Origin of the sequence: Bradyrhizobium sp. SZCCHNR1051 (assembly GCF_032489615.1) — a bacterium.
Classification (GTDB): Bacteria; Pseudomonadota; Alphaproteobacteria; order Rhizobiales; family Xanthobacteraceae; genus Bradyrhizobium.
Window position 1 is genome coordinate 1 of sequence record NZ_JAUEYJ010000005.1, and the last position, 23741, is coordinate 23741.

Consider the following 23741-nt stretch of genomic DNA (forward strand, 5'->3'; position numbering starts at 1 on the left):
GGATGGTTCGGAAATCCAATCCTAACCCTTCTTGACCACCCGCCGCCCCATAGGATCTGTGGTACCTGCCGCCTGCACTTTTTCCGCAGGCGGGCCACGGGCCTCAGTCGAGGTCCGGCCTTCCCTGCGCCCTCACGCTCAACGAGGGCCGACGGACCAGCACACCCCGGACAGCCGATGTCGCGGGAACGTGAAGGCGCGGCCTGCGTATCCTTTGATAGGCCGGACCAAGGGGCCGGATCCCGGCAGACGCCGCTTGAAATCAAACCATCACAGAGGGCACTTAGGGTGCGGATTTGGCCGGCAGCCCCGCCGGCGCGAACCAGCCCTCAGCGCCATGACAAGGAGACGTCCGGAGCCGTCGGCTGCGGACGACGAGACGAGACACGCGGATGATGCTTCAGGACCTCCGGACAACCGTGCTCCGCGACGCCGTGCGCCCCAACGTCTGGGACGTGGTCGCGCTGATCATCGTGGTCGGCGCCATGGTGCTGATCGTCTATGGCGGCGAGCAGACCACGCAGCCGCTGTCGGCGCTGGACGTGGTCCCGGTCTCGCTCGATCCGGCCAACCTGCCGCTCTACGCGCTGCGCACCACCTTGCGCATGCTGCTCGCGATCGTGTGCTCGCTCGTCTTCACCTTCGTCTATGCGGCGCTCGCCGCCAAGAGCCGGCGCGCCGAGATCGTGCTGATCCCGCTGCTCGACATCCTGCAGTCGGTGCCGATCCTGGGCTTCCTGACGTTCACCGTCGTGTTCTTCATGAACCTGTTCCCCGGCAAGGTGCTGGGCGCCGAGCTCGCCTGCGTGTTCGCGATCTTCACCAGCCAGGCCTGGAACATGACCTTCAGCATGTACCAGTCGATGCGCAACGTGCCGAAGGATCTGGAGGACGCGACGCGCAGCTTCCACCTCTCCGGCTGGCAGCGCTTCTGGCGGCTCGACGTGCCCTTCGCGATGCCCGGCCTGATCTGGAATGCGATGATGTCGATGTCCGGCGGCTGGTTCTTCGTCGTGGCGTCGGAGGCGATCACCGTCGGCAACACCACGGTTACCCTGCCGGGCATCGGCTCCTACGTCGCACTCGCAATCCAGCAGAAGGATCTCACGGCAATTGCCGCCGCGCTGCTGACGATGCTGCTGGTGATCACCGCCTATGACCAGCTGCTATTCCGTCCGATCGTGGCCTGGGCCGACAAGTTCCGCTTCGAGCAGACCGCCTCCGGCAATCCGCCGACCTCCTGGATGCTCGATCTGTTCCGGCGCACCCGCGCGCTGCGCTCGCTGTCGGTCCCGTTCGCAGCGGTCAACCGCACTTTCTCGAACCTGCGCCTCAACTGGCCCCGCGCGTGGAGCGGCCCCGTCCGCCACGCGCCGCCGTCGCAGCTCGTCGACGGCCTCTGGCTCGCCGTCGTCATCCTCGGCTGCGCCTATGCCGGTTGGAAGACCTATCTCTACCTCTCGGCAACGCTGGCGCTCGCCGATATCCTCTCTGCGATCGGCTACGGCCTGATCACGCTGGTGCGGGTGGTGGTGCTGATCGCGCTGGCGTCGCTGATCTGGGTCCCCGTCGGCGTCTGGATCGGGCTGCGGCCGAAGCTCGCCGAACGGATGCAGCCGCTGGCGCAATTCCTCGCCGCATTCCCGGCCAACCTCGCCTTCCCGGTGTTCGTCGTGCTGATCGTGCGCTACGGCCTCGACGCCAATGTCTGGCTGAGCCCGCTGATGATCCTGGGCACGCAGTGGTACATCCTGTTCAACGTCATCGCCGGCGCCAGCGCCTTCCCGACCGACCTGCGCGAGGCCGCCGCGAGCCTGCAGCTGACCGGCTGGCGCTGGTGGTTCAAGGTCGTGCTGCCCGGCGTCTTCCCCTACTACATCACCGGCGCCATCACCGCCTCCGGCGGCTCGTGGAACGCGGCGATTGTCGCCGAGGTCGCGAGTTGGGGCGATACCCATCTCACCGCGAGCGGCCTCGGCGCCTACATCGCCGCGGCCACGGAGCGTGGTGACTTCCCCCGCGTCGTGCTCGGCATTGCCGTGATGTGCATTCTCGTCACTCTGTTCAACCGGCTGCTGTGGCGGCCGCTCTACGCCTTCGGCGAACGCCGGCTGCGGCTCGGCTGACCGGGAGAATTTGTCATGCGCGACCAGGTCAAAGACACATCGCTGATCGAGATCAAGAGCGTGAGCCGGCTGTTTCCGAAGGGCAGCGGCGAGGATCTCGTGGTGCTCGAGAAGGTCGACCTCACGATCCGCGCCGGCGAGATCGTCGGCCTGCTCGGACGCTCCGGCTCCGGCAAATCGACCTTGCTGCGGATCATCGCCGGCCTGGTGTCGCCCTCCTCCGGCGAAGCGCGCTGCCGCGGCGAGATCATCGCCGGCCCCCCGCGCGGCGTCGCCATGGTGTTTCAGTCGTTCGCCCTGTTTCCCTGGCTCACCGTGCTGCAGAACGTCGAGCTCGGCCTGGAGGCGCTCGGCATCGAGGCCGCTGAGCGGCGCAAGCGCGCGCTCGCGGCGATCGATCTGATCGGCCTCGACGGCTTCGAATCCGCTTTTCCCAAGGAGCTGTCGGGCGGCATGCGCCAGCGCGTCGGCTTCGCCCGCGCGCTGGTGGTGCATCCCGACCTCCTGCTGATGGACGAGCCGTTCTCGGCGCTGGACGTGCTGACCGCCGAAACACTCCGTACCGACCTCATCGATCTCTGGACCGACGGCCGGCTGCCGATCAAATCGGTGCTGATGGTGACGCACAACATCGAGGAGGCGGTGCTGATGTGCGACCGCATCCTGGTGTTCTCCTCCAATCCCGGCCGCGTCGCCGCCGAGTTCAAGGTCGACCTGCCGCATCCGCGCAACCGGCTCGATGCGGCGTTCCGCCAATTGGTCGACAGCCTCTACGCGCGCATGACGCAGCGGCCCGAGCCGAAGCTGCCGAGCACCGCGAGCGCCGGCGTCGGCATGGTGCTGAGCCACGTGTCCTCGAACTCGATCTCCGGCCTGGTCGAGACGCTTGCCGGCGAACCCTATAATGGGCATGCCGACCTGCCGGTGCTGGCGGGCCATCTGCAGCTCGAGGTCGACGAGATCTTTCCGTTGGCCGAGGCGCTGCAGCTCTTGCGCTTCGCCCAGCTCAGCGAAGGCGATCTGACCTTGACCGAGGCCGGACGGCGGTTCGCCCATCTCGATACCGACGAACGCAAGAAGCTGTTCGCGCAGCATTTGATGGAGAACGTGCCGCTGATGGGGCTGATCCGCCGCGTGCTCGACGACCGCCCCGCGCACGCAGCACCAGCGGCGCGCTTCCGCATCGAGCTCGAGGACTACATGTCCGAGCACTATGCCGACGAGACGCTGCACACCATCGTGTCATGGGGCCGCTATGCCGAGCTGTTCGCCTATGACGAGCAGTCCGAAACCTTCAGCCTGGAGAACCCGCATTGAGCCTTGCGGCGTCACGGCGCGATCGTGAGGGTCGCTTTCATGTTCGGGTGAAAGCGGCAGTAGTAGTCGAGCGTGCCCGCCTTCTTGAGGACCGAGCTCACCGTCTTGCTCGGCGGCAAAGTGACATCGAAGGCGCCATCCCGCGCCGTAGCCGTATGAGCCAGCGCGTCCTTGTTGATCCATTCGACGGTGTCGCCGACCCTGGCCGAAACCACGGCCGGCGAAAACGCGAGCTTGTCTATCGTAATCCGGATCGTGGCCGCGCGCGCCGGAACGCTCACCGCGGCAAGCACGACCACACTCAGGAAGGCGAGACGTCCCGACAGCATCGGCTGATCCTACTTCAGGTCCGCCGCGACGTGCTCGGCGTGCTGCTCGTGCCCCTGAAACAGCTTGAGGCCGGTCTGCAGCAGCTCCTTCAGCTCGGAATTGCTCGCCGATGGAATGAGCTGCGTTTCCAGCGCGCCATTCACCGTCTTGTGGTAGACGACCTCGTTGGCGATGTAGGCCTTGTCGAACGCGGCGCCCTTGAGTTTGCCGAGTTCGTCGAGCTTCTCGCTCGCCTGCTTCGACAGCGCGCGGCTGGTGTCGTTGTCCTCCGGCGTGACCTTCAGCTTCTTGACGAGCGCGAGGGCCTGTTTGTTGACCGCCTCGTGGTCGCGCACCATGCCTTGGGCGAACTCCTTGACCTCCTTGCTGCTGGACTTGTCCAAGGCCTGCTTCGCCGCCTTGATGTCGATTTCGCCCGCAGTGTAGGCGATATGGGCGATCTGCGGATCGTTGAGCTTGGCGCCCTGCGACAGCGCGACACTGCTCGTGAGGCAGAGCACGACGACCATCGTGCCGATATGCTTGAACATGGCTCTCATCTCCTGTGCCGCCGGACCTCGTGGCCGGCGGATGAATGGCTGCACAGGGATTGGATGAAAAACGGGAGCCGACGTTCCCAAGAATCTTCAGCTCGGACGTGCCAGACGCTCAAGCACGGCATCCGTCAGCCGCTCGCAACGCGCGCCAGCGAAGGGAAACGCGTCCATAAGGACGGGGCCGATCTCTTTTTCGACGTTCTCGCGCAACATGCCGCGGGCGCGATGCAGGCGCGTCTTGACGGTCTCGGGCTTCAACCCCAGCAAGTCCGCGGTCTCGTCGATGCTCATCTCCTCGATCACGCGGGCGATGAACACGAGGCGAAACGGCTCGGACAGTTCATCGATGGCCCGCTCGACGACGGCCTGGATCTGGCGCTGCGCCACAGACTTCTCCGGATCGCTCGACGTGGCGGGAAATTGGATCACCTCGGCCCCAGGATTGTTCCCTCGCTCCGCATCCAGTTGCAATGCCGGTCGCTGTCCGCGCAGCCGCCCCATCGCTTCGTTCATCGCGATGCGAACCAGCCACGTCGACAGGCTGGACTGGCCGCGAAACTCGTCCAGATGGGTGAGTGCGCGGACATAGGTTTCCTGCACGACGTCCTCCGCCTCGCTGTCGTTGCGCAGGATGCCGCGGGCGATCCGGAACAGGCGGCGGTTGTTGGCCTGCAGGATGGCCCGAATGGCCGCCTCGTCGCGGGCTTTTGCCCGTCGGATCAAGTCATCTTCGGCGGTCGTCGCCGCAGAGAGTGTGGTCGCTATGGTCCAAGGCATTGTCGATCATCCCAACTGAGCACGCATGGCTTAGATGGAATTCGAGCCCGGAGGTTCCTAAAAAAGATTGCGCGAGGCGCTTCACTGCACCGCCGCGAACGTATCAGGCCGCGCCAGCGCCCAGGCATCACGGAAGCGGATGTCCTGCGTACCCTCGAGCAGCTCACCCGGCCGCAGCGCCGGATAGAGTTTTGCGAAGGAGGAGACCTCGGTGGTCGACGTCCGCTGTGAGAAGTGGATGGGACGCAGGTCCTGCGGATGTTCCAGGCCGGCGGCAGCGAGCAGCTCGGCCAGCGCATGCAGGGTCGCATGATGATAGTTGTAGACGCGATCGATCTTGTGCGGAACGACCAGCGCGCGGGCGCGCGTCGGATCCTGCGTCGCAACGCCGGTCGGACAGCGGTCGGTGTGACAGCTCAAGGACTGGATGCAGCCGAGCGCGAACATGAACCCGCGCGCCGAGTTGCACCAGTCGGCCCCAATCGACATTGCGCGGGCCATGTCGAAGGCGGTGGCGATCTTGCCGGCGGCGCCGATCTTGATCCGGTCGCGGATGTTCATCCCGACCAGCGCGTTATGCACGAAGTTGACGCCCTCGCGCATCGGCATGCCCAAATGGTCCATGAACTCGAGCGGCGCAGCACCCGTGCCGCCTTCATTGCCGTCGACCACGATGAAGTCGGGATAGATGCCGGTCTCCAGCATCGCCTTGCAGATCGCCAGGAATTCCCAGGGATGGCCGATGCACAGCTTGAAGCCGGCCGGCTTGCCGCCCGACAGCCGCCGCATCTCGCCGATGAACTGCATCATGCCAACAGGCGTCGAGAACGCGCGGTGCGCCGCCGGCGAGATGCAGTCCTCGCCCATCGCGACGCCACGGATCTTGGAGATCTCCTCGGACACCTTCGCCGCCGGCAGCACGCCGCCGTGGCCAGGCTTGGCGCCCTGGCTGATCTTGAGCTCGACCATCTTTATCTGCTCGGTGGCTGCGACCCGCGCGAACGCGTCGGCGTCGAACGTGCCGTCATGGCGGCGGCAGCCGAAATAGCCGGAGCCGATCTCCCAGATGATGTCGCCGCCCATCTCGGCATGGTACGGGCTGAAGCCGCCCTCGCCGGTGTCATGCGCGAAGCCGCCGCGCTTGGCGCCACCGTTGAGCGCGCGCACCGCATTCGGGCTCAGCGCCCCGAAACTCATGGCCGAGATGTTGAACACCGAGGCCGAATAGGGCTTTGCACAATCGGGGCCGCCGATGGAGATGCGGTATTTTTCCTCCGCACGCGGCTTGGGCGATATCGAATGGTGCATCCATTCATAGCCCTCGCGGTAGACATCCTCCTGGGTGCCGAACGGGCGCTTGTCGAGCACCATCTTGGCGCGCTGATAGACCACCGCACGGGTGTCGCGCGAGAACGGCATGCCGTCCTTCTCGCTCTCGAAGAAATACTGCCGCATCTCCGGCCGCATCTCCTCGAGCAGGAAACGCAGATGCGCCGCGATCGGGTAGTTGCGCAACACCGCGTGGCTCTTCTGCATGAGATCGCGGACGCCGAGCAAGGTCAGCGCGCCGAAGATCAAGAGTGGGATGAGGACGAGATCGAAGATTTTGCGGTCGTAGATGCCGAGGATCAGCAGCAGGGCGGTCGCCGTGGCGCAGATCGTCAGCACGATGAAGCGCGGCGAAAACGGGAGCAGCAGCGTATCCATGGGAGGCCTCGAAGCGGCTCGTGGAAGGTCTGGTGTCACCATACTACGCGTATCGCGAAGCAATCGTTACACAAGCGCGCGCAGTCGGCCATCGATGATATCACAACGTCGATAGCCGCCTTCTGTCGACTGCCGCGCTGCGAGATCGAGCCGCAGCGCCGGGCGGGCCTCCGAGGCTCCCGGCGCCGATATGCACTGTTCGAAGACGGCAGCCGCTTACCCCTGCGCGAACAACCCCGAATGCGCCTCGCGCAGCTGCCGCTTCAGCAGCTTGCCGCTGGGGTTCTTGGGCAGTGCATCGACGAACACGATCCGCTTCGGCGTCTTGAAGGTGGCGAGACGGCTCGAGGCCTGCTTCAGCACCGCCTCCTCGGTCAGCTCGCAGCCGGACTTGACCACGACCATCGCCACCACGGCCTCGACCCAGCGCGGATGCGGCAGGCCGACGACGGCGACCTCGGACACTTCGGGGATCAAATAGAGCGCCTCCTCGACCTCGCGGCTGGCGACGTTCTCACCGCCGGTCTTGATCATGTCCTTCTTGCGATCGACGATGGTGATGTAGCCCTCCTCGTCGATGGTCGCGAGATCGCCGGAGTGAAACCAGTCGCCCTGGAAGGCCGCGGCGGTGCGCTCGTCATCGTGGAAGTAGCCGAGCATCAGATGCGGCGAGCGGTGCACGACCTCGCCGACCAGGCCCGGCGCGACGTCGTTCATCTCATCGTCGACAACGCGGGTCTCGACATTGAGCACGGCGCGGCCGCAAGACCCCGGCTTGCGCAACTGATCATCGGGTCCCAACATCGTCGCCAGCGGCGCGATCTCGGTCTGGCCGTACAGATTCCACAGCCGCACCTTGGGCAGCCGCTGCGCCAGCTCGCGCAGCACCTCGACCGGCATGATCGACGCGCCGTAATAGCCCTTGCGCAAAGTCGACACGTCGGTGGTCTCGAACAGCGGCGAGCGCAGGATCGAGATCCACACCGTCGGCGGCGCGAAGAACGAGGTGATGCGATATTTCGCGATCAGCGGCAGCAGATTATCGGGCGTCGGAAACGCCGTGATGATGTTGGTGGCGCCGACATAGATCGAGGGACCGAAGAACACGTCGAGCTGCGCGCAATGATACAGCGGCAGCGCGTGCAGGGTGACGTCAACGGCGGCGATGCCAGCATCGACGATACAGCTCACATACTGCCAAATGACGGCGTCATGGGTGAGCATGGCGCCCTTCGGCAGCGACTCCGTACCAGAGGTGTAGACGATCTGCGCGACGTCGCTTCCGGCGATCTCGACGGCAGGCACCGTCGCCGTCGACGCCGCGAGCTCCGCAAAGTCGATCATGTCGCTTTGCCGCTCGCTCGGACCTTCTGACGGCAGCCAGATCAGCTGCTCGACCGCCGGCACCAGTGCCTTGGCGGCGCGCGCCACGCCGGCGAAGCCGCTGTCGGTCGCGAGCAGCCGCGCCCCGGCGTGCTTGAGGATGTAGGCGACCTCCTCCGGCTTCAGCATGAAGTTGATCGGCACCAGCACGGCGCCGAGCCGCGCCAGCGCGAAGCGCAGGGCGGCAAAGGCATGCGAGTTGCGCGCGAGGATCGCGACGCGCTCGCCCTTGGCGACCCCCTGGGCGGCGAGGCCGGCCGCGAGGCGGTCGACGATGGCGTTGAACTCGGCGTAGGTCCAGCTGATCTCGCCGCAGATCACGGCCGTCTTGGTCGGTGTCCGCGCCGCGCTCCGCCGCAGGAGATCACCGAGCGTCTGTCGCCGTACGATGGAATCCATGCTCATCCCCTCTGTCATCACGGGGATGGCCGCCACGCGGGCAATCCAAGTCCCCTCCCTGTTTCGCGCCGGACGTCTGAAGGCCCGGTCTTGGCGCCGAAAATCGCACGGCCGCTCGGACGCGCGCAAGGAGGATATTGCCAACGAAAAGAGCGCCCCGATTGCGTCGAGGCGCTCTTTCAGAAAAGTCGCAAACGAAGGGTCGGCGGCTCAGCGCTCGACGAAGGCCTTCTCGATCACGAAGTGTCCGGGCTGGTTGCCGCTGCCTTCGAGGAAGCCTCGCGACTCGAACATGGTCTTGAGCTCCTCCAGCATCGCCGGGCTGCCGCACATCATAATGCGGTCCTTGGCGATGTCGAGCTCATGCTGGCCGATATCGTTGAAGAGCTGCTGCGACGAGATCAGGTCGGTGATGCGGCCGCGGTTACGGAACGGCTCGCGGGTGACGGTCGGATAATACTGCAGCTTGCCGTCGAGCAGCGGCCCGAACAGCTCATCCTCGCGCAGCTTCGCGACGACGCTCTCGCCATAGGCGAGCTCGGCGACCTGGCGGCAGCCATGGACCAGCACGATGCTCTCGAACCGCTCGTAGACGTCGGGGTCCTTGATCAGGCTGGCGAACGGGGCAAGGCCGGTGCCGGTCGACAGCAGCAGCAGCCGGCTGCCGGGCAGCAAATTGTCGGGGATCAGCGTGCCGGTCGCCTTGCGGCCGACCAGGATGGTGTCGCCTTCCTTGATCTGCTGCAGCCGGGAGGTCAGCGGGCCGTCCTGCACCTTGATGCTGAAGAACTCCAGTTCCTCCTCGTGATTGGCGCTGGCCATGCTGTAGGCACGCAGCAGCGGGCGGCCCTCGACCTCGAGGCCGATCATCGCGAACTGACCATTTTGGAAGCGGAAGCCCGCATCGCGGGTGGCTCGGAAGGAGAACAGGGTGTCCGTCCAGTGGTGAACGGAAAGAACTTTCTCTTTATAGAACGCGCTCATGTCGTTTGTTTTTTCACGTGGGCTGAAGTTGGAAGAAACAAGTCGTGACGGAGGCAGGACCGCAAAAACCCTATAGATCCAGCGATTTCGGCGCCTGATGTACGTGAAAACAGCGAATAATCAACCCCGCATGGACGCACCATTGATCACGATCAAATGCATGCCGGCTGATGCCCGGATTCGCCTCGATCGGCCGTTCGTTCGTACACAAACGATAAGGGTAATTTACTTGCCGAGATTCCAATTTTCCAGCACTTTAATTCCGCATCCTGGCCCAATCCTTGAGCAATGATTAACCATCCGCAGACCCAGCTCGCCGCCATCACCCGCTACTGCGTCGAACGAGGCATCGCGCTCGACGTGCGGGAGGACGGCTGGCTGCTGGTGCTCGAGGATGCCAACCGGCGTCACCTGATCTTCGGCTATGATCTCGGCCTGAACAGTGCGGTGGCGCACAGACTGGCCTGTGACAAAGCGGCGACCTCGGCGCTGCTGAGAGCCGACGGGATTGCCGCGGTTCCACACGCGTTCTTTCTTGCTCCGGCCCTTAGCGGCCAGCCCGGGCAGACGGCCGAGGCCGCGCTGGCGCTGCTGGAAACGTATCCGCGCGGGCTGGTGGTCAAGCCCAACGAGGGTACCTCTGGACGGATGGTGGTCCGCGTCACGGGAAAGGATGAACTGCTGCGCGCAGCGAACCGCATCTTCGGGACCGGCGCGAACGTTGCGATCGCACCGCTCATGGACATCGTCGACGAAGTCCGTGTCGTGCAGCTCGATGACGCGTCCATGATCGTCTACCGCAAGCAGCGCCCCACCGTGACCGGCGACGGCGTGCAGCCGCTGCTCGATCTCGCGCTGGCGGCGACTCCGGCCACGGGGCACGCACAGCTCCTGCGGCGCCTCGATGGGGAATTCGACGCGTCGGCCTTGCGCGCGATCGTGCCGCGCGGCGAGCAGCGCCTGCTGAGCTGGCGGCACAATCTCGAGTTCGGAGCTCACCCCGAGCTGCTCGAACCAGGCGCGCAGCGGGACCTCTGTGCCGCGCTCGCGACCGCGGCGGCACGCGTCATCGGCATCCGCTACGCATCGGTCGACCTCGTGCTGGCCGATGGGCGCTGGCAGGTGCTCGAAATCAATTCGGGCGTGAAGATGGAGGCGCTCGGCCGGCACGTGCCGGAGCTGGTCGAAAGCACCTATATCGCCGCACTCGACGCGATCTTTGGCAGAAGCCCGTCGGGGTGACCTGCGGCCGCCGGCTCGATCTTCAGCAATAAGATTTCCCTGGCCTCGATCGAAATGAGGGATTAGTCTCCGATCCAAACTAAACAGTATACTGTCAATGTGGAGGACGCCCTTGCGCATCGCCGTGCTCGGCGGCGGCCCTGGCGGGCTGTATTTCGCCTATCTCTGGAAGAAGCGGCACCCCGCCGCCGTGGTCGATCTGTTCGAGCAGAACCCGGCCGGGGCGACCTGGGGCTTTGGCGTCGTGTTCTCCGACCAGGCGCTCGAATTCCTGCGTGCCGACGATCCCGACACCGTGGATGCGATCGCGCCGTGCATGGAGAGCTGGCGCAACATCACGCTCAATCTGCGTGGCGAGAACGTCGAGATCGACGGCGTCGGCTTCTCTGCGATCGGCCGGCTCGAACTCTTGAAGCTGCTGCAGGCGCGCACCGAAAGCGTCGGCGTCGTGGCCCGTTACGGCACGATCATCCAGTCGCTGGATCAGCTCGCAGGCTACGACCTCATCGTCGCTGCCGACGGACTGAACTCGCTGGTTCGCCGCAGCTTCGAAGGCGATTTCGGCTTCTCCGTCTCCTACTCCAGCAACAAGTTCGCCTGGTACGGCACGTCGAAGACCTTTGCCACGCTGTCGCAGACCTTCGTCGCGACCGACCGCGGCAGCTTCAACGCGCACCATTATCGCTATGCGCCGGACATGAGCACGTTCCTTGTGGAATGCGATCGCGCCACGTGGCACGCCTATGGCTTCGCCGAGATGTCGGTCGATGAATCCCGGCGCGTCTGCGAGCAGGTGTTCGCCGCCACGCTCGATGGCCACGCGCTGGTCTCCAACCGATCGGTATGGCGCAATTTTCCCTGGGTCTGGAATGAGCACTGGTGGCACCGGAACATGGTGTTGATCGGCGACGCGCTGCATACCGCCCACTTCTCGATCGGCTCCGGGACGCGGCTGGCGATCGAGGATGCGATCGCGCTCGCCAAGGCGCTCGATGCGGAGACCAGCCTCTCGGACGGCCTCGCCCGCTATCAGGCCGAGCGGCAGCCGATCGTGAAGAAGCTGGTGGCTGCGGCCCGGACCAGCGCCGAGTGGTACGAGTCCTTCCCGGCGCACATGACGCTCGGCCTGATGGATTTTGCCTACAGCTATATCACCCGGTCCGGCCGCATCGACGACACGCGGCTGCGAGCCATGGCCCCGCAGTTCATGGCCCGCTACGAGGCATCTCGGAACACGGGAGCACGCGTATGACGCGAGAGATCGCCGACCACGTTCCGCGCGACAGCGCCGGCGCGCGTGAGATCGGCTTCGCGATTCCCGCCCGCTACAATGCCGGCCGCGTGCTGTTCGACAATCTCGCAAAGGGCAACGCGGACAAGCCCGCGCTGATCGGCCCGGCTGGTCCGCGCAGCTATGCCGAGCTGTGCGCCGACGCCTGCCGCTGGGGCAACGGCTTCACCGCGCTCGGGCTCAGCCGCGGCGACCGTGTCCTGCTGTTCCTAGACGATACACCGGCCTATCCGGCCGCGTTCTTCGGCGCAGTGCGCGCCGGCTTCGTGCCGCTGCTGATCAACATATTGACGCCGCCGGATCTGCTGCAATTCTATCTCGCTGATTCCGGCGCCAAGGTCGCGGTCGCCGATGCTGAGTTTGCGGCACGATTCGACGCGCAGGCTTGTGCCGATACCGCACTGCAGACGCTGGTTGTCGTCAATGGCGCGGTGCCGACCACCGCCGTCGCAGCGACGGTCGCGGTCGATGCGTGGCTGCCAGGCTTCACCGATCAGCTGCCAGAGGCCGACACGCACCGCGATGAGATGGCGTTCTGGATGTATTCGTCCGGCTCGACCGGACGTCCCAAGGGCATCGTCCATCTGCAGCACGACATGGCCTATAGCGAGCAGGCGTTCGCCCGCAACGTGCTGCGGCTCAAGCCGGACGACGTCTGCTTCTCGGTGCCCAAGATCTTCTTCGCCTACGGCTTCGGAAATGCGATCACCTTTCCATTCTCGGCCGGAGCGACGACGCTGCTGCTGCCGGGCCAGCCGAAGCCCGCCGCCATCTTCGATGCGATCAGCCGCTTCCGTCCGACCGTGTTCTTCGGCCTGCCGACGCTCTACACCGCACTCACCAAGGCTGAGGGTGCGAAGGAGGCGGACTTCTCGTCACTGCGGCTCGCGGTCTCCGCGGCAGAGGTGCTCTCGGCCGAGGTCTTCAACGGCTGGAAAAGCCTGACCGGCCTGGAGATCGTCGAAGGTCTCGGCTCGACCGAGGTTCTTCACGTCTATCTCTCGAACCGCGAGGACCGCAAGAAGCTCGGCGCCGCCGGACTGCGCGTTCCCGGCTACGAGATCGCGCTGCGCGACGGCGAAGGACGCGAGGTCGCCACCGGCGAAGAGGGCATTCTCTGGGTGCGCGGCGACTCCAACACGCCGCTCTACTGGAACCGTCCGGACAAGACCGCGGAGACGATCCGCGACGACGGCTGGATCTACACCGGCGACCGTTTCGTGCGCGATGCCGACGGCTTCCATTTCTTCCGCGGCCGCGCCGACGACCTGGTCAAGATCTCGGGCCAATGGGTCTATCCGCTCGAGGTCGAGCTCTGCCTCGCCGAGCATCCCGATATCAGGGAATGCGCCGTGTTCGCGCATGAGCTATCGGATCGGCGGATGAGCCTGAAGGCCGTGGTGGTGACCAATGGCCGATCGCACGACGCGTCGGCAATGACGAAGGCGCTGCAGGACTACGTAAAGGCGAAGCTGCTGCCTTACAAATATCCGCGTGAGATCGTCTTCATCGACGAATTACCGAAAACGGGCACCGGCAAGATCGACCGTCAGGCGGTGATGCGGCTGTGAGCCTATGCCTTCCGCCCGACAACCGCGGACTTCCGCGATCAGCCGGTCTTGCCGAGATGCTCAAGCGCATCCTCGGCACGCAGCGGCACCCGCGAGACCTCGTTGTTGAGATCGACGAGCTGCGCCAGCAAGGCCATCAGCATCTTGCGATCCGCGGCCTTCAGCGGCGCCAGCATGCGGGCCTGGGCGCGATCGACCGCGGGCATGATCGCTCGGAGCAGCGCGCCACCCGTCCTGGTCAGATAGAGCAGCTTGACGCGCTTGTCCTCGGCCGACGGCCTGCGCTCGATATGACCCTTGCTCTCCAGCCGCTCGATCACGCTGCCGAGCGTCGAACGGTCGAAGGCGATCACCGCCGACAACCTGGTGGCATCGATGCCCGGGTGCGTCTGGATCGCGACCAGCGCTGCATATTGCACCGGCGTCAGGTCGAACTCCCGGCACTCCTCGACGAAGATCGACACCGCAATCTGCTGCATCCGCCGGAACAGATAGCCCGGCTTGGTGTAGACTGCGTCCATCGTGATGTCGGGCGGCCTACTCGGCATCGGCCTGACGCTCCGGAGCAGCATCGGCGAAAGCCGGCAACGCCTTCGCCGCGGCTTCGGCCTGCAGCAGGCGCGGGAACGCTGCGACATCGACGCCGAAGCGGCGTGCATTGCCAAGCTGCGGCACCAGGCAGAGATCGGCCAAGGTTGGCGTCGCGCCGAAGCAGAATGGGCCAGGCTCATGCCTGATCAGCGCTTCGCACGCAGCGAGCCCCTCGCGGTTGGCCCAGCCGGCCCAAGCCGTGACCTTGTCCTCGGGCAGGCCGAGCTCACGCAGCCGCGCCAGCACCTTCAGGTTCTGCACCGGATGGGTGTCGCAGGCGAGCACCTGCGCGAAGGCACGGACCTGGGCGCGGCGCAACGGATCCTTCGGCAGCAGCGGCGGCTCGGGATGGGTCTCATCGAGCCATTCGATGATCGCAAGCGACTGGATCAATGCGGCGCCGCTGTCGTCCTCGAGGGTCGGAACGAAGCCCTGCGGGTTGAGCGCGAGATAGTCGGGCGCGCGCTGCTCGCCCTTGCGGAGATGATGCGGCAGATGCTCGGCCGTGAGACCCTTGAGATTGAGCGCGATCCTCACGCGATAGGATGCGCTGCTGCGGAAATAGCCGTGCAGCTTCATCATGGCAGTCCTCCCGAATCGATAGCTCTGGTCGCAATTGACGGTAGCGGGATTGACAGTATACTGTCAATCAATAACGACATCTGATCGGGAGGCGCGCATGGCCGCAGTTTCGACCCCGGAACGCGAGGCGTTCTACAAGAAGATCGACGGCGAAAACATGACGGCGCTGTGGACCGTGATGAGCGATCTCATCACTCCCGAGCCGAAGAGCGCCTGCCGTCCGCATCTTTGGCAGTTCGCGGCGATACGCGACTACATGGTCGAGGCCGGGCGTCTGATCACGGCGAAGGAGGCCGAGCGGCGGGTCCTGATCCTGGAGAATCCGGGCCTGCGTGGGCAGTCCAAGATCACCACCTCGCTCTATGCCGGCATTCAGATGGTGATCCCCGGCGACGTCGCACCCGCCCATCGGCACAGCCAGTCCGCATTGCGCTTCGTGCTGGAAGGCAAGGGAGCCTTCACGACCGTCGAGGGCGAGCGCACCCTGATGAAGCCGGGCGACTTCATCATCACGCCGTCGATGACCTGGCACGATCACGGCAACGAGACCTCCGAGCCGATGTTCTGGCTCGATGGCCTCGATATTCCCCTGGTGCAGTTCCTCGACGCCTCCTTCGCGCAAGGTGCGCAGGAGGATCAGCAGAAGGTCGCACGCCCCTCAGGCGACAGCTTCGCCCGCTATGGCCACAACCTGCTGCCGGTCGACGCCAAGCGCAGATCGCGGACCTCGCCGATCTTCAACTATCCCTATTCCTACACGCGCGAGGCGCTGGAGAGCGCCAAGCGAAGCGAGGAATGGGATGCGTGCCACGGGCTGAAGCTGAAGTTCTCCAATCCGGAGACCGGCGACTTCGCCATGCCGACGATCGGCACCTTCATCCAGCTGCTGCCGAAGGGCTTCAAGACTGCGCGCTATCGCTCGACCGACGCGACCGTGTTCACCGCGATCGAAGGCAAGGGCCGCAGCCGCATCGGCGACCAGACCTTCGAATGGGGACCGCGCGATCTGTTCGTCGTTCCGAGCTGGCAATGGGTCAGCCATGAGCCGGACGAGGATGCCGTGCTGTTCTCGTTCTCGGATCGCCCGGTGCAGGAGAAGCTCGACCTGTTCCGGGAGGATCGCGGCAACACCTGACACCGCCGGATCAGCGCCAGCGCAGGAGCCGCGCTTCCATCATGCTGATCAGCCGGCCGACGGCGAGGCCGAACAGCGACAGGATCAGGATCCCCGCCATCAGCTGATCGGTCTGCATCAGATTGCCGGCCTGCAACACGAAGGTGCCGATGCCGGTCTCGGCGCCGATCATCTCCGCCGAGACCACCAGCATCAGCGCTACCGACGCGGTGATGCGGAAACCGGCGAGGATCGAGGGCAGCGCCCCGGGCCAGATCACGCGGCGGACGATGGTCGGGAACGGCACGTCGAAGCTCTGCGCCATGCGGATCAGGTTGCGCGGCACCGCATCGACGCCGCTATAGACCGAGATCGTGGTCGAGAAGAACACGCCGAGCGCGATGGTCGCGATCTTCGGCTGCTCGCCGATGCCGAGCCAAAGAATCAGCAGCGGCAGCACGGCGATCTTCGGAATCGGAAACAGCGCCGAGACGAAAGTGATGCCGATGCTGCGCGCAATGCGCCACAGGCCGATCGAGAAGCCGACGACGATGCCGGTGGCGGTGCCGAGCGCCCAGCCGGATACGATGCGCACGAACGAGGCCGAGACATGCTGCCAAAGCGCGCCACTTTCGGCCAATCGATACAGGGCACGCAGGATCATCAGCGGCGTCGGCAGGAACAAGGGATTGACCAGGGCGAAGCTGCCGATCAGTTGCCACAGACCGAGAGCCGCCGCGAGCGCAAGCCAGCCGGCCCAGCGGCTTGCGGCCGGCGTGAAGCCGCCGCCCCGGAACGGCACCTTCCGGGCCTGCGTGCCGACGACCTCAGGCGCTTCGGCCGGGGAGCGTTCAAGCATTCTGAACCTCGCGCTCGGCATCGATTGCCTCGGTCCGGATCAGCCCCCAGAGCTCGTTCTGCAGGTCCAGCAGTTGCGCGCGTACTCCGGCATTGCCGCGGCTGCGCCGCGTCGCCGGGACGCTGACGACCTTCCGGATGCGGCCAGGACGACGCGACAGCACGACGATGCGGTCGGCGAGCCGCACCGCCTCCTCGAGATTATGCGTGACATAGACCGCGCCCATGGTGCCGTCGGCGAGCAGATCGACGAAGTCCTCCATCAGCAGCTCGCGGGTCTGCGAGTCCAGCGCCGACAACGGCTCATCCATCAGCAGGATCGCCGGGCGGACCGCCAGCGCCCGGGCAATGCCGACCCGCTGGCGCATGCCGCCCGACAACTGCTTGGGATAGACGGTCCGGAAGTCTGCCAGCCCGGTCCGCTGCAACGCATCGTCGACGGCGACGGCGCGCTGCTGCGCCGACAGGGACGTATGGAGGAGCGGAAAGGCAACATTGTCGGCGACGCTTGCCCACGGCAGCAGCGCGAAGTCCTGGAACACGAACGTCAGGGGATTGAGGCTGCCGGGCGGCGGGGCTCCGCGCAGCAGCGCCTGACCTTTGCTCGGCTGCAACAACCCTCCGAGGATCGCCAGCAGCGTGCTCTTGCCGCAGCCGGACGGCCCAACGACGGCGACCACCTCGCCGGCTCCGACCGTGAATGATACGCCATCGAGCACTTCGAGCGCGTCGAAACGATGGCTGATGGTCTCGGCGATCAGGTCCATGTCAGGCGATCCCGCTGCAGTTCCGCGCTGCGCCCGCCTTCATCAATCCGGCTTCACAAGGTCTTTGGCGATGATCGCGGCCGCATCATAGCCCTGGTCCGCGAACCCCTGCGCCTGCAGCCATTTGATCTGGCTGTCGATGTTCTTCACATCGAGCTTGCCGTCAGGATCGATATAGGCGCAATTGCCGACCACCTGCTCGACCGGTAGGTTCGTATACTTGCCGATGATTTCCAGCAATGGCCTGGTCTTGCCGTCGATCGCGGCAGCGCCGTCCTTGACCGAGGCGAGCACGACATCATGATACTCGCGCTCGGCGCGCTGAAGCGACGTCAGCAGCTTGCCGACCAGCACGGTGTTGGCCAAGGTTTTCGGCCCCGCGAACACGCCGCTGACCTGCCACGGCGTCTCGTCGCCGACCCAGCCGAGATGCTTGACGGCGCCCTCCTCCATCAGCTTGCGTGCGACGGAAACCGGCATCAGCGCTGCGTCGACGGTCTCACCCTTGATTGCCGCCGACATGTTGGACATCGATTGCAGCGGCACGATCTTCACGTCGGCGAGCTTGAAGCCGTATTTGTCGGCCAGCAGCCCCACCGAATAGTGAAAGCTCGACCCGACCTGGGTCATCGCCACGCGCTTGCCGGCAATATCCTTCGGCGCCTTGAGACCTGCCTCGTAAGCCTTGTTGCTGGCGAAGTAGCCGATCAGCGGAAACCCGGGGCGGTCACGGCTCATGCCGGCGATGATCTTCAACGCGCCCTTGCCTGCGAGGTTATACAGTCCTGCGGTGAAGGCGGTCACCCCGACATCGACGTCGCCGGTGGCCGTCGCCACGGCGATCGGTTGCGCTGCATCGAAAAACTTCAGCTCGACGTCCAGGCCAGCTTCGCGGAAGTAGCCCTTGTCCAACGCGATGAACACCGGCGCGGACGAGGACAGCCGGAGAACGCCGATCCGGAGCTTGGCGTCGTCGGCCAGCGCGGTGCTGATCGATACGAGGCTCCAGAGCAGCCCCAGGACGACGCCAACGCATCGGAACATCACACTCTCCAAGATCTGGCGACCTGCACACCCGGCCCAACGACGACGCCGACTTGTTGCAATATTTCGAGCCTGATGTCGCGCCAAATTTTCAGGAGATCGCAGCCTTAGAGGTCGGGTGTCTTGACCCCAGCCGCCTTGGTGCCGGCGGCCTTGCTCTCAGCGAAGAACTCGCCTTCGAACCGACCGGCTTCGCTGTCGGCCCGGCAGGTCAAGCTCGAGAGAGCGCAGGCCGTATCTTTCATGCGGCACATCCCCTTGGCCGCGAGCTTGCGAATGTCGCCATCCAGCTTGAAGATCATCATGTCGACGGCATAGGCGTGCGCGTTTGCGGGCTGCCGCGGTTCTAAATCGCCGGGGCTCGAGAAGGTGATCATCCCTCCCTCGAGGGTCACGAAGTAGAACCCGGTTCGCCGATCAGCGTAACGCGTATTGAGCAAAACGCCCTTGCAGTCGGCGGTCCGATCCTTTGCGGCGATCGTGAGCTTCTTGCAGGCGCCGTGAAAGGTATCGATCCCTTTCAAGCCATCCTCCGCGCCGGCCGACATGGCCGGCAGGCTCACCGCGCCAGGACCAGCAGCCAAACGGATGAAACTGTCTTTCTCATCGCAATCCTCGGGCAATTGGGATGTTTCTGAGCAGGTCGGATTTGCCATCGCGGGACGATGGCCAATCGACAAGGACGAATCTCACAATGGCGAGTCACAACGGGCGCCCCCGCGATAGCTCCTCTCCGCTCATCCCTGTCTGGGCATAGAAGTGACGGCCTCAGAAGGTCTGCATCACTGGCTTCTCGCCATTGGACAGAAATAGCCCTTCAAAGCGGCCGATCTCGCTGTCGGCCGTGCATTCGATCAGGTCGGGTCCCTTGAAGGGATTGCCGTGACGGCATTGCCCCTTCGCCGTCACCTTGTTGATCGTCTTCCGACTTTGGCCAATGATCATCATATCGACCGGCGTGACGAACTTGTCCGGTCCGGGTTGCTCCTGCAGATCGCCGCGGTTCGAGAACGTGACCACGCTGCCGTCGAGCAAGGTGAAGTAGAAGCCGGTGCGCTGATCGTCATAGTCGGTATTGAGCAGCGCGCCCTTGCATTCGGAGCTGCGATCCTCTCCCGCGACGATGAGCTTCTGGCAAGTCCCCTTCACGACCACCATGCCGGTGAGCCTGGCATCGGCGCGCGACGGAGCTGCAGAGAGCATCAGCATCAGCACGCCGAGCGCGCACACCGACACCGCCAACACTGCCGACCTCATCGAACTCCCCTCCCTTTTATTATAACTATGCCTCAACCTCTGGTGACGGAGAAGTTCTATTTTTGTTCTCATGCCATTTTTCTCCGAAAGAGGCGCTCGGCGCGTCAGCCGGCACGCGCTTCCAGGGTCTCCAGCCACGCCGCGAACGCCTCCGTCAGGTCCTCCATGACGGCCCGATCATTCCGGCCGGAGCGCGCAGGCACGTGGAAGGCGTGGTCGGCCTGATCGATCCAATGCACGGTCGCGCGCGGTCCCAGCCGCTTCACGACGGGCGCGAGCAGCTCCATCTCCGCCAGCTTGTCGCGCGTCCCCTGCAGGAACAGCATCGGAACCTCGATCGCATCGAGATGATCGGCGCGCACAATGGAGGGCTTGCCGGCGGGGTGAAGCGGAAAGCCGAGAAAGGCGAGCCCGGTCACGCCTGGCAGCGGCGCTGCACTCTGCGCCTGCGACGTCATGCGCGCTCCGAACGACTTGCCGCCCGCGACGAGCGGCAGCCCCGGACAGAGCCGCGCGGCCTCCGCCACGGCAGCCCGCACCGTGGCCTGGGCGAGTGCGGGCGGATCCGGGCGCTTGCTGCCTTTCTCCATGTAGGGAAACTGAAAGCGCAGCGTCGCGATGCCGCGCGCGGCAAGGCTTGCGGCCGCCTGGTTCATGAAGACGTGGGTCATGCCGGCGCCCGCGCCATGGGCGAACACAAAGCAGGCGCGCGCCTCCGCCGGAGACATGAACAGCGCGGACACGACGCCCGCGCCGTCGATGGGAAGTGTGAGGGAACGCGGCTGGTGCTCGGTCATGCCGCAGAGTGTGAGCCTGCGTCCCTTGCGTCAACTCCAGTCGCCACCGACTTTGCAGCTCAGGCCGCGGTCCGGATCGTCTGCAGGAAGTCGGCGACATTGCTCTTCAGCGAAGCGGCCTGCTGCTGCAGCGCGGCGGCAGCCGCCAGCGCAGCTTCAGCGCCGGCATCGGTCTGCCCGGCCACGTTACGCACGTCGCCGATCTCCTGCGTGACCGCCGCCGTGCCGCTGGCCGCCTGCTCGACGTTGCGGGCGATCTCGCTGGTCGCGGCCCCCTGCTGCTCCACCGCGGCGGCGATCGCATTGGAGATCTCGGCAATCTCCCGCACGGTCGTGCCGAACTGGGCAATCGCGCCGACCGTCTCCTGCGTCGCGCTCTGGATGGTCGCGATCTGGCTCGAGATCTGCTCCGTCGCCTGCGCGGTCTGCGAGGCGAGGTTCTTCACCTCGCTCGCGACGATCGCAAAGCCGCGGCCGGCCTCGCCGGCGCGCGCCGCCTCGATGGTGGCGTTGAGCGCCAGCAGGTTGGTCTGGCTCGCGATCGCCTGGATCAGCTGCACGATGGTGCCGATCCTCTCCGCCGCGCTGGACAGCCCGTCGATCAGCTCGGATGTCCGCTGCGTCTCGTGCGTGGCCCGGGTCGACACCGTGACCGAGCGCTGGACCTGGGAGGAGATCTCCCTGATCGAGGCCGCGAGCTCCTGGGTCGCCGAGGCCACGGTCTGCACATTGACGGAGGCCTGCTCGGCCCGGCTGGCGACCGCTTCCGCAAGGCCACGGCCGCGTTCGGCGACGCGCGCCAGCTCGCTGGCGCTCTCGCCCATCTCGGTCGCACGCCCGCCGACGCCGGTGATGACGCCCTGCATGCCTTGCTCGAATCGACCAGCCAGATCGGACATCATGCGGGCGCGCTCGGCCTCCGCAGCTTCACGCTGTGCCGCGGCCTCCTGCTCCATGCGGCGTACAGCAAGCGCATTGTCACGGAAAATCTCCACGGCGCGCGCCATCCGGCCGATCTCGTCGCGCTGCTCGCCGCCGGGAATCGGCTGATCCAATTCGCCGGCCGCCAGCGACTGCATGCGGTCGGTCATGCCGCGGATCGGGTTCGACACGCTGGCGCCGATCAGCCAGGCCAGCACCGCTCCGAATATCACGGCTGCGGCTGCCGTCACGATGATGGTCTGCTTGGTATCTTCGACCGCGACGCCGGTCCTCGCGGCCTGCTCTGCGCGCGCCGCACCGAGCTGCTGGTTGATCCGGCTGACCTGGGTATCGATCGAGGCGCTCGCCTTGGCGAGCTCCGCCTGCTTGGCGCGCAGGTCAGTGGCCACCTTGATCACCTCCTCGAGCGCAGCCGCATCCGCCGTGAGAGCCTCTTTCAGCGCAGCAACCAGCGCCTTCAGCTTGGCATCATCGACACCCGCGATCTCGGCCTCCGTATCGGCAATCGCGAGCTTCGCATAGACGAAGGTGAGCCTGGCGTCGTCGGCATCGCCATTCGACAACGTGTTGGTATAGCGCATCACCGCGATACGGACCGCGTCGACGACGCTGGCCAGACGCAACGGATTCATCAACGGCTCGCTGCCCGCGCGATTGGCGAGGGCAACCTGGATGCCGCCCATGTTGATTCCGGCGACGGCGCCCAAGGCGTCGGTCTTGGTCGTCGCCGCGCGCAGGCGGTCCACGGCCTCGGCCGCGGCAGCGAACGATGAGCGATAGGCCGCCAGCGCGCTTCGCACCGGGCCCACGCCGTCAGCCAGCACCTTCAGCCTGCCGGACTGCTTCTCGACCTGATCGGCGAGACCGCCGACGGCGTCGATGGCCTTGCTGGCCGCATCCTTGTCACCGACGTTCCAGGTCCGAATGAATCTCTCAACCGCGCCGTTGGCACCGAGCAGCGCGGCACGCACCTGCGACATGCCGGCGTCCCCGGCCGCGCTGGTGACGAGTTCGTCCACGGTGCCGCCGATGCGCCCGACCTGGATCATGGCGAAGCCGCCGAGCAACACCAGGAAGCTCAGGATCAAGGCAAAGCCGCCGAAAATGCGCGGGCGGACACCGATCCAAGACATCAGAGAAGACAATTTCATCGATTTGCCCGGCTGTTTCACGGAGTGGACCTGATAGTGGCGAGCAGCTCCTTGCCGAAGCGCTTCTCGAAATCGGGATCGAGCGGCCTGACCGCATCGACGAAGGTCTTGCGATCGAATGTCTCGATCACCTCCATGCCGCCCTTGCGCAGCTCATCGAGCTTCTGCGCATCGAGCTGGGCCTGCCAAGTGACCTCCGCAGCCGCCTTGGCGGCGGCAACCAGCGCGTCACGATCCGCCGCATCGAGATGATCGAACATCGCGCGGTTGGCGACGAAGGCGATCGGCGCGAAGAAATGCCCGGTGAGCGTCAGATATTTCTGCACCTCGTCGAAGCGATTGGCCGCGATGGTGGCAACCGGATTTTCCTGACCGTCCAGCCGACCGTCCTTGAGCGCTGCATAGACCAGCGGAAAATCCATCGGCATCACGTCGGCACCGAGCGCCTTGAAGGTCATCTGGTAGACGGGATTGGGGATCACGCGGATCTTGAGGCCCTTGACGTCATCGACGGTACGGACCGGACGCTTCGAGTTGGTGAGATTGCGAAAGCCCTGCTTGCCCAGCGCCAGCAGCACCAGTCCCTTGTCGGCGAACTTGGCGCCGATCGCGGTGGCGACCGGCCCTTGCGCAACCGCCTTGGCATGCGCGGTGTCACGGAACAGGAACGGGATGTCGAAGACGCCAAGCTCGGGAACCACCGCGCTGGCGATGCCGCCAGACACCACGGCCACGTCCACCGCGCCGCTCCGGGTTGCAGCCAGCACCGCCGCCTCGCTGCCGAATGCGTTGCCCGCACGCTCATCAATGATGAGCCGCTTGCCGGCCAGCGCCTGCAGCTTCACGCGAAATTCGTCCGACCCGATCTGCTGCGGGTTCTGAATCTGCGAGTTGAAGACCAGCGACACCATTCGCGGAGACGCCGTTGCCGCTTGGGTTCCGAGCAGGGTTCCCACCAATGCCAAGAAACAAACT

At 65.3% G+C, this 23741-nt stretch carries 22 protein-coding genes; 6 read left to right on the plus strand and 16 right to left on the minus strand.

Translation table 11 applies throughout. The annotated features are described in order from the left end of the window. Window positions 1-392 precede the first annotated feature (392 nt). Both QW868_RS06980 and QW868_RS06985 read left to right on the plus strand, forming a co-directional pair. Complete coding sequence (locus QW868_RS06980; RefSeq protein ID WP_316230209.1) at window positions 393-2126, plus strand: ABC transporter permease subunit; 1734 nt, start codon at window positions 393-395, stop codon at window positions 2124-2126. A 15-nt stretch (window positions 2127-2141) separates the two neighbouring features. Continuing rightward, on the plus strand, window positions 2142-3443 hold the full coding sequence (locus QW868_RS06985; RefSeq protein ID WP_315775643.1) for a nitrate/sulfonate/bicarbonate ABC transporter ATP-binding protein: 1302 nt from the start codon (window positions 2142-2144) through the stop codon (window positions 3441-3443). An 11-nt stretch (window positions 3444-3454) separates the two neighbouring features. On the opposite strand, the gene QW868_RS06990 is transcribed toward QW868_RS06985, so the two are convergent. The 6 genes from QW868_RS06990 to QW868_RS07015 all read right to left on the minus strand — a co-directional run bounded on the left by QW868_RS06990 (window position 3455) and on the right by QW868_RS07015 (window position 9559). Then, window positions 3455-3772, minus strand: a complete 318-nt coding sequence (locus QW868_RS06990) for a cupredoxin family copper-binding protein (protein ID WP_315783214.1) — start codon at window positions 3770-3772, stop codon at window positions 3455-3457. Between the two features lie 9 nt (window positions 3773-3781). After that, window positions 3782-4303 (minus strand): DUF4142 domain-containing protein, encoded by a 522-nt coding sequence (locus QW868_RS06995; RefSeq protein WP_316161118.1) that lies wholly within the window; start codon window positions 4301-4303, stop codon window positions 3782-3784. A gap of 96 nt (window positions 4304-4399) precedes the next feature. Next, window positions 4400-5086 (minus strand): RNA polymerase sigma factor, encoded by a 687-nt coding sequence (locus QW868_RS07000; protein WP_316230210.1) that lies wholly within the window; start codon window positions 5084-5086, stop codon window positions 4400-4402. Between the two features lie 81 nt (window positions 5087-5167). Then, a complete protein-coding gene (locus QW868_RS07005; RefSeq protein ID WP_315735062.1) occupies window positions 5168-6793 on the minus strand; it encodes an FMN-binding glutamate synthase family protein in 1626 nt (541 codons plus the stop codon). 216 nt (window positions 6794-7009) lie between these two features. Further along, a complete protein-coding gene (locus tag QW868_RS07010) occupies window positions 7010-8575 on the minus strand; it encodes an acyl-CoA synthetase (protein WP_316230211.1) in 1566 nt (521 codons plus the stop codon). A gap of 210 nt (window positions 8576-8785) precedes the next feature. Next, a complete protein-coding gene (locus QW868_RS07015) occupies window positions 8786-9559 on the minus strand; it encodes a ferredoxin--NADP reductase (protein ID WP_315735067.1) in 774 nt (257 codons plus the stop codon). A gap of 288 nt (window positions 9560-9847) precedes the next feature. On the opposite strand from QW868_RS07015, the gene QW868_RS07020 reads away from it, so the two are divergent. From QW868_RS07020 to QW868_RS07030, 3 genes are all read left to right on the plus strand, one after another. Continuing rightward, the gene (locus QW868_RS07020; RefSeq protein ID WP_316161124.1) at window positions 9848-10801 is read left to right on the plus strand and encodes a RimK-like protein; all 954 of its coding nucleotides are present in this window, start codon (window positions 9848-9850) and stop codon (window positions 10799-10801) included. Between the two features lie 112 nt (window positions 10802-10913). Further along, a complete protein-coding gene (locus QW868_RS07025; RefSeq protein WP_316230212.1) occupies window positions 10914-12053 on the plus strand; it encodes an FAD-dependent monooxygenase in 1140 nt (379 codons plus the stop codon). Next, a complete protein-coding gene (locus QW868_RS07030; protein ID WP_316230213.1) occupies window positions 12050-13663 on the plus strand; it encodes a benzoate-CoA ligase family protein in 1614 nt (537 codons plus the stop codon). The genes QW868_RS07025 and QW868_RS07030 overlap by 4 nt, the downstream gene beginning before the upstream one ends. Window positions 13664-13701: 38 nt before the next feature. On the opposite strand, the gene QW868_RS07035 is transcribed toward QW868_RS07030, so the two are convergent. Both QW868_RS07035 and maiA read right to left on the minus strand, forming a co-directional pair. Next, window positions 13702-14211: a MarR family transcriptional regulator gene (locus tag QW868_RS07035; protein WP_315735076.1), complete on the minus strand. Its 510-nt coding sequence runs from the start codon at window positions 14209-14211 to the stop codon at window positions 13702-13704. Continuing rightward, on the minus strand, window positions 14201-14833 hold the full coding sequence (gene maiA / locus QW868_RS07040; protein WP_315753993.1) for a maleylacetoacetate isomerase: 633 nt from the start codon (window positions 14831-14833) through the stop codon (window positions 14201-14203). The genes QW868_RS07035 and maiA overlap by 11 nt, the downstream gene beginning before the upstream one ends. Before the next feature lie 100 nt (window positions 14834-14933). Between maiA and gtdA the strand changes: the two genes are divergently transcribed. Next, a complete protein-coding gene (gene gtdA, locus QW868_RS07045; RefSeq protein WP_315773209.1) occupies window positions 14934-15971 on the plus strand; it encodes a gentisate 1,2-dioxygenase in 1038 nt (345 codons plus the stop codon). Window positions 15972-15981: 10 nt separating this feature from the next. Here the strand turns inward: gtdA and QW868_RS07050 are convergent, their stop codons facing one another. From QW868_RS07050 to QW868_RS07085, 8 genes are all read right to left on the minus strand, one after another. Further along, window positions 15982-16809 (minus strand): ABC transporter permease, encoded by an 828-nt coding sequence (locus QW868_RS07050; RefSeq protein ID WP_316230214.1) that lies wholly within the window; start codon window positions 16807-16809, stop codon window positions 15982-15984. Then, complete coding sequence (locus QW868_RS07055) at window positions 16802-17575, minus strand: ABC transporter ATP-binding protein (protein ID WP_315797320.1); 774 nt, start codon at window positions 17573-17575, stop codon at window positions 16802-16804. Before QW868_RS07055 ends, QW868_RS07050 begins: the two co-directional genes overlap by 8 nt. A gap of 42 nt (window positions 17576-17617) precedes the next feature. Further along, window positions 17618-18619 carry an ABC transporter substrate-binding protein gene (locus QW868_RS07060; RefSeq protein ID WP_315812032.1) on the minus strand — a complete coding sequence of 334 codons (1002 nt, stop codon included), beginning with the start codon at window positions 18617-18619 and terminating at the stop codon, window positions 17618-17620. A gap of 107 nt (window positions 18620-18726) precedes the next feature. Then, window positions 18727-19299: a hypothetical protein gene (locus tag QW868_RS07065; protein ID WP_316230215.1), complete on the minus strand. Its 573-nt coding sequence runs from the start codon at window positions 19297-19299 to the stop codon at window positions 18727-18729. Window positions 19300-19387: 88 nt separating this feature from the next. Beyond that, window positions 19388-19876 carry a hypothetical protein gene (locus tag QW868_RS07070; protein WP_316230216.1) on the minus strand — a complete coding sequence of 163 codons (489 nt, stop codon included), beginning with the start codon at window positions 19874-19876 and terminating at the stop codon, window positions 19388-19390. 104 nt (window positions 19877-19980) lie between these two features. Next, complete coding sequence (locus QW868_RS07075) at window positions 19981-20673, minus strand: alpha/beta family hydrolase (RefSeq protein WP_316230217.1); 693 nt, start codon at window positions 20671-20673, stop codon at window positions 19981-19983. A 59-nt stretch (window positions 20674-20732) separates the two neighbouring features. Then, window positions 20733-22748 (minus strand): HAMP domain-containing methyl-accepting chemotaxis protein, encoded by a 2016-nt coding sequence (locus tag QW868_RS07080; protein WP_316230218.1) that lies wholly within the window; start codon window positions 22746-22748, stop codon window positions 20733-20735. Between the two features lie 35 nt (window positions 22749-22783). After that, window positions 22784-23677 (minus strand): TRAP transporter substrate-binding protein, encoded by an 894-nt coding sequence (locus QW868_RS07085; RefSeq protein ID WP_316230219.1) that lies wholly within the window; start codon window positions 23675-23677, stop codon window positions 22784-22786. Window positions 23678-23741: the final 64 nt, after the last annotated feature.

Bases quoted from the DNA above. Each gene is read 5' to 3' on its own strand.
- QW868_RS06980 (WP_316230209.1), top strand. From the start codon at position 393: ATGATGCTTCAGGACCTCCGGACAACCGTGCTCCGCGACGCCGTGCGC.
- QW868_RS06985 (WP_315775643.1), top strand. From the start codon at position 2,142: ATGCGCGACCAGGTCAAAGACACATCGCTGATCGAGATCAAGAGCGTG.
- QW868_RS06990 (WP_315783214.1), bottom strand. From the start codon at position 3,772: ATGCTGTCGGGACGTCTCGCCTTCCTGAGTGTGGTCGTGCTTGCCGCG.
- QW868_RS06995 (WP_316161118.1), bottom strand. From the start codon at position 4,303: ATGTTCAAGCATATCGGCACGATGGTCGTCGTGCTCTGCCTCACGAGC.
- QW868_RS07000 (WP_316230210.1), bottom strand. From the start codon at position 5,086: ATGCCTTGGACCATAGCGACCACACTCTCTGCGGCGACGACCGCCGAA.
- QW868_RS07005 (WP_315735062.1), bottom strand. From the start codon at position 6,793: ATGGATACGCTGCTGCTCCCGTTTTCGCCGCGCTTCATCGTGCTGACG.
- QW868_RS07010 (WP_316230211.1), bottom strand. From the start codon at position 8,575: ATGGATTCCATCGTACGGCGACAGACGCTCGGTGATCTCCTGCGGCGG.
- QW868_RS07015 (WP_315735067.1), bottom strand. From the start codon at position 9,559: ATGAGCGCGTTCTATAAAGAGAAAGTTCTTTCCGTTCACCACTGGACG.
- QW868_RS07020 (WP_316161124.1), top strand. From the start codon at position 9,848: ATGATTAACCATCCGCAGACCCAGCTCGCCGCCATCACCCGCTACTGC.
- QW868_RS07030 (WP_316230213.1), top strand. From the start codon at position 12,050: ATGACGCGAGAGATCGCCGACCACGTTCCGCGCGACAGCGCCGGCGCG.
- QW868_RS07035 (WP_315735076.1), bottom strand. From the start codon at position 14,211: ATGCCGAGTAGGCCGCCCGACATCACGATGGACGCAGTCTACACCAAG.
- maiA (WP_315753993.1), bottom strand. From the start codon at position 14,833: ATGAAGCTGCACGGCTATTTCCGCAGCAGCGCATCCTATCGCGTGAGG.
- gtdA (WP_315773209.1), top strand. From the start codon at position 14,934: ATGGCCGCAGTTTCGACCCCGGAACGCGAGGCGTTCTACAAGAAGATC.
- QW868_RS07050 (WP_316230214.1), bottom strand. From the start codon at position 16,809: ATGCTTGAACGCTCCCCGGCCGAAGCGCCTGAGGTCGTCGGCACGCAG.
- QW868_RS07055 (WP_315797320.1), bottom strand. From the start codon at position 17,575: ATGGACCTGATCGCCGAGACCATCAGCCATCGTTTCGACGCGCTCGAA.
- QW868_RS07060 (WP_315812032.1), bottom strand. From the start codon at position 18,619: ATGTTCCGATGCGTTGGCGTCGTCCTGGGGCTGCTCTGGAGCCTCGTA.
- QW868_RS07070 (WP_316230216.1), bottom strand. From the start codon at position 19,876: ATGAGGTCGGCAGTGTTGGCGGTGTCGGTGTGCGCGCTCGGCGTGCTG.
- QW868_RS07075 (WP_316230217.1), bottom strand. From the start codon at position 20,673: ATGACCGAGCACCAGCCGCGTTCCCTCACACTTCCCATCGACGGCGCG.
- QW868_RS07080 (WP_316230218.1), bottom strand. From the start codon at position 22,748: ATGTCTTGGATCGGTGTCCGCCCGCGCATTTTCGGCGGCTTTGCCTTG.
- QW868_RS07085 (WP_316230219.1), bottom strand. From the start codon at position 23,677: ATGGTGTCGCTGGTCTTCAACTCGCAGATTCAGAACCCGCAGCAGATC.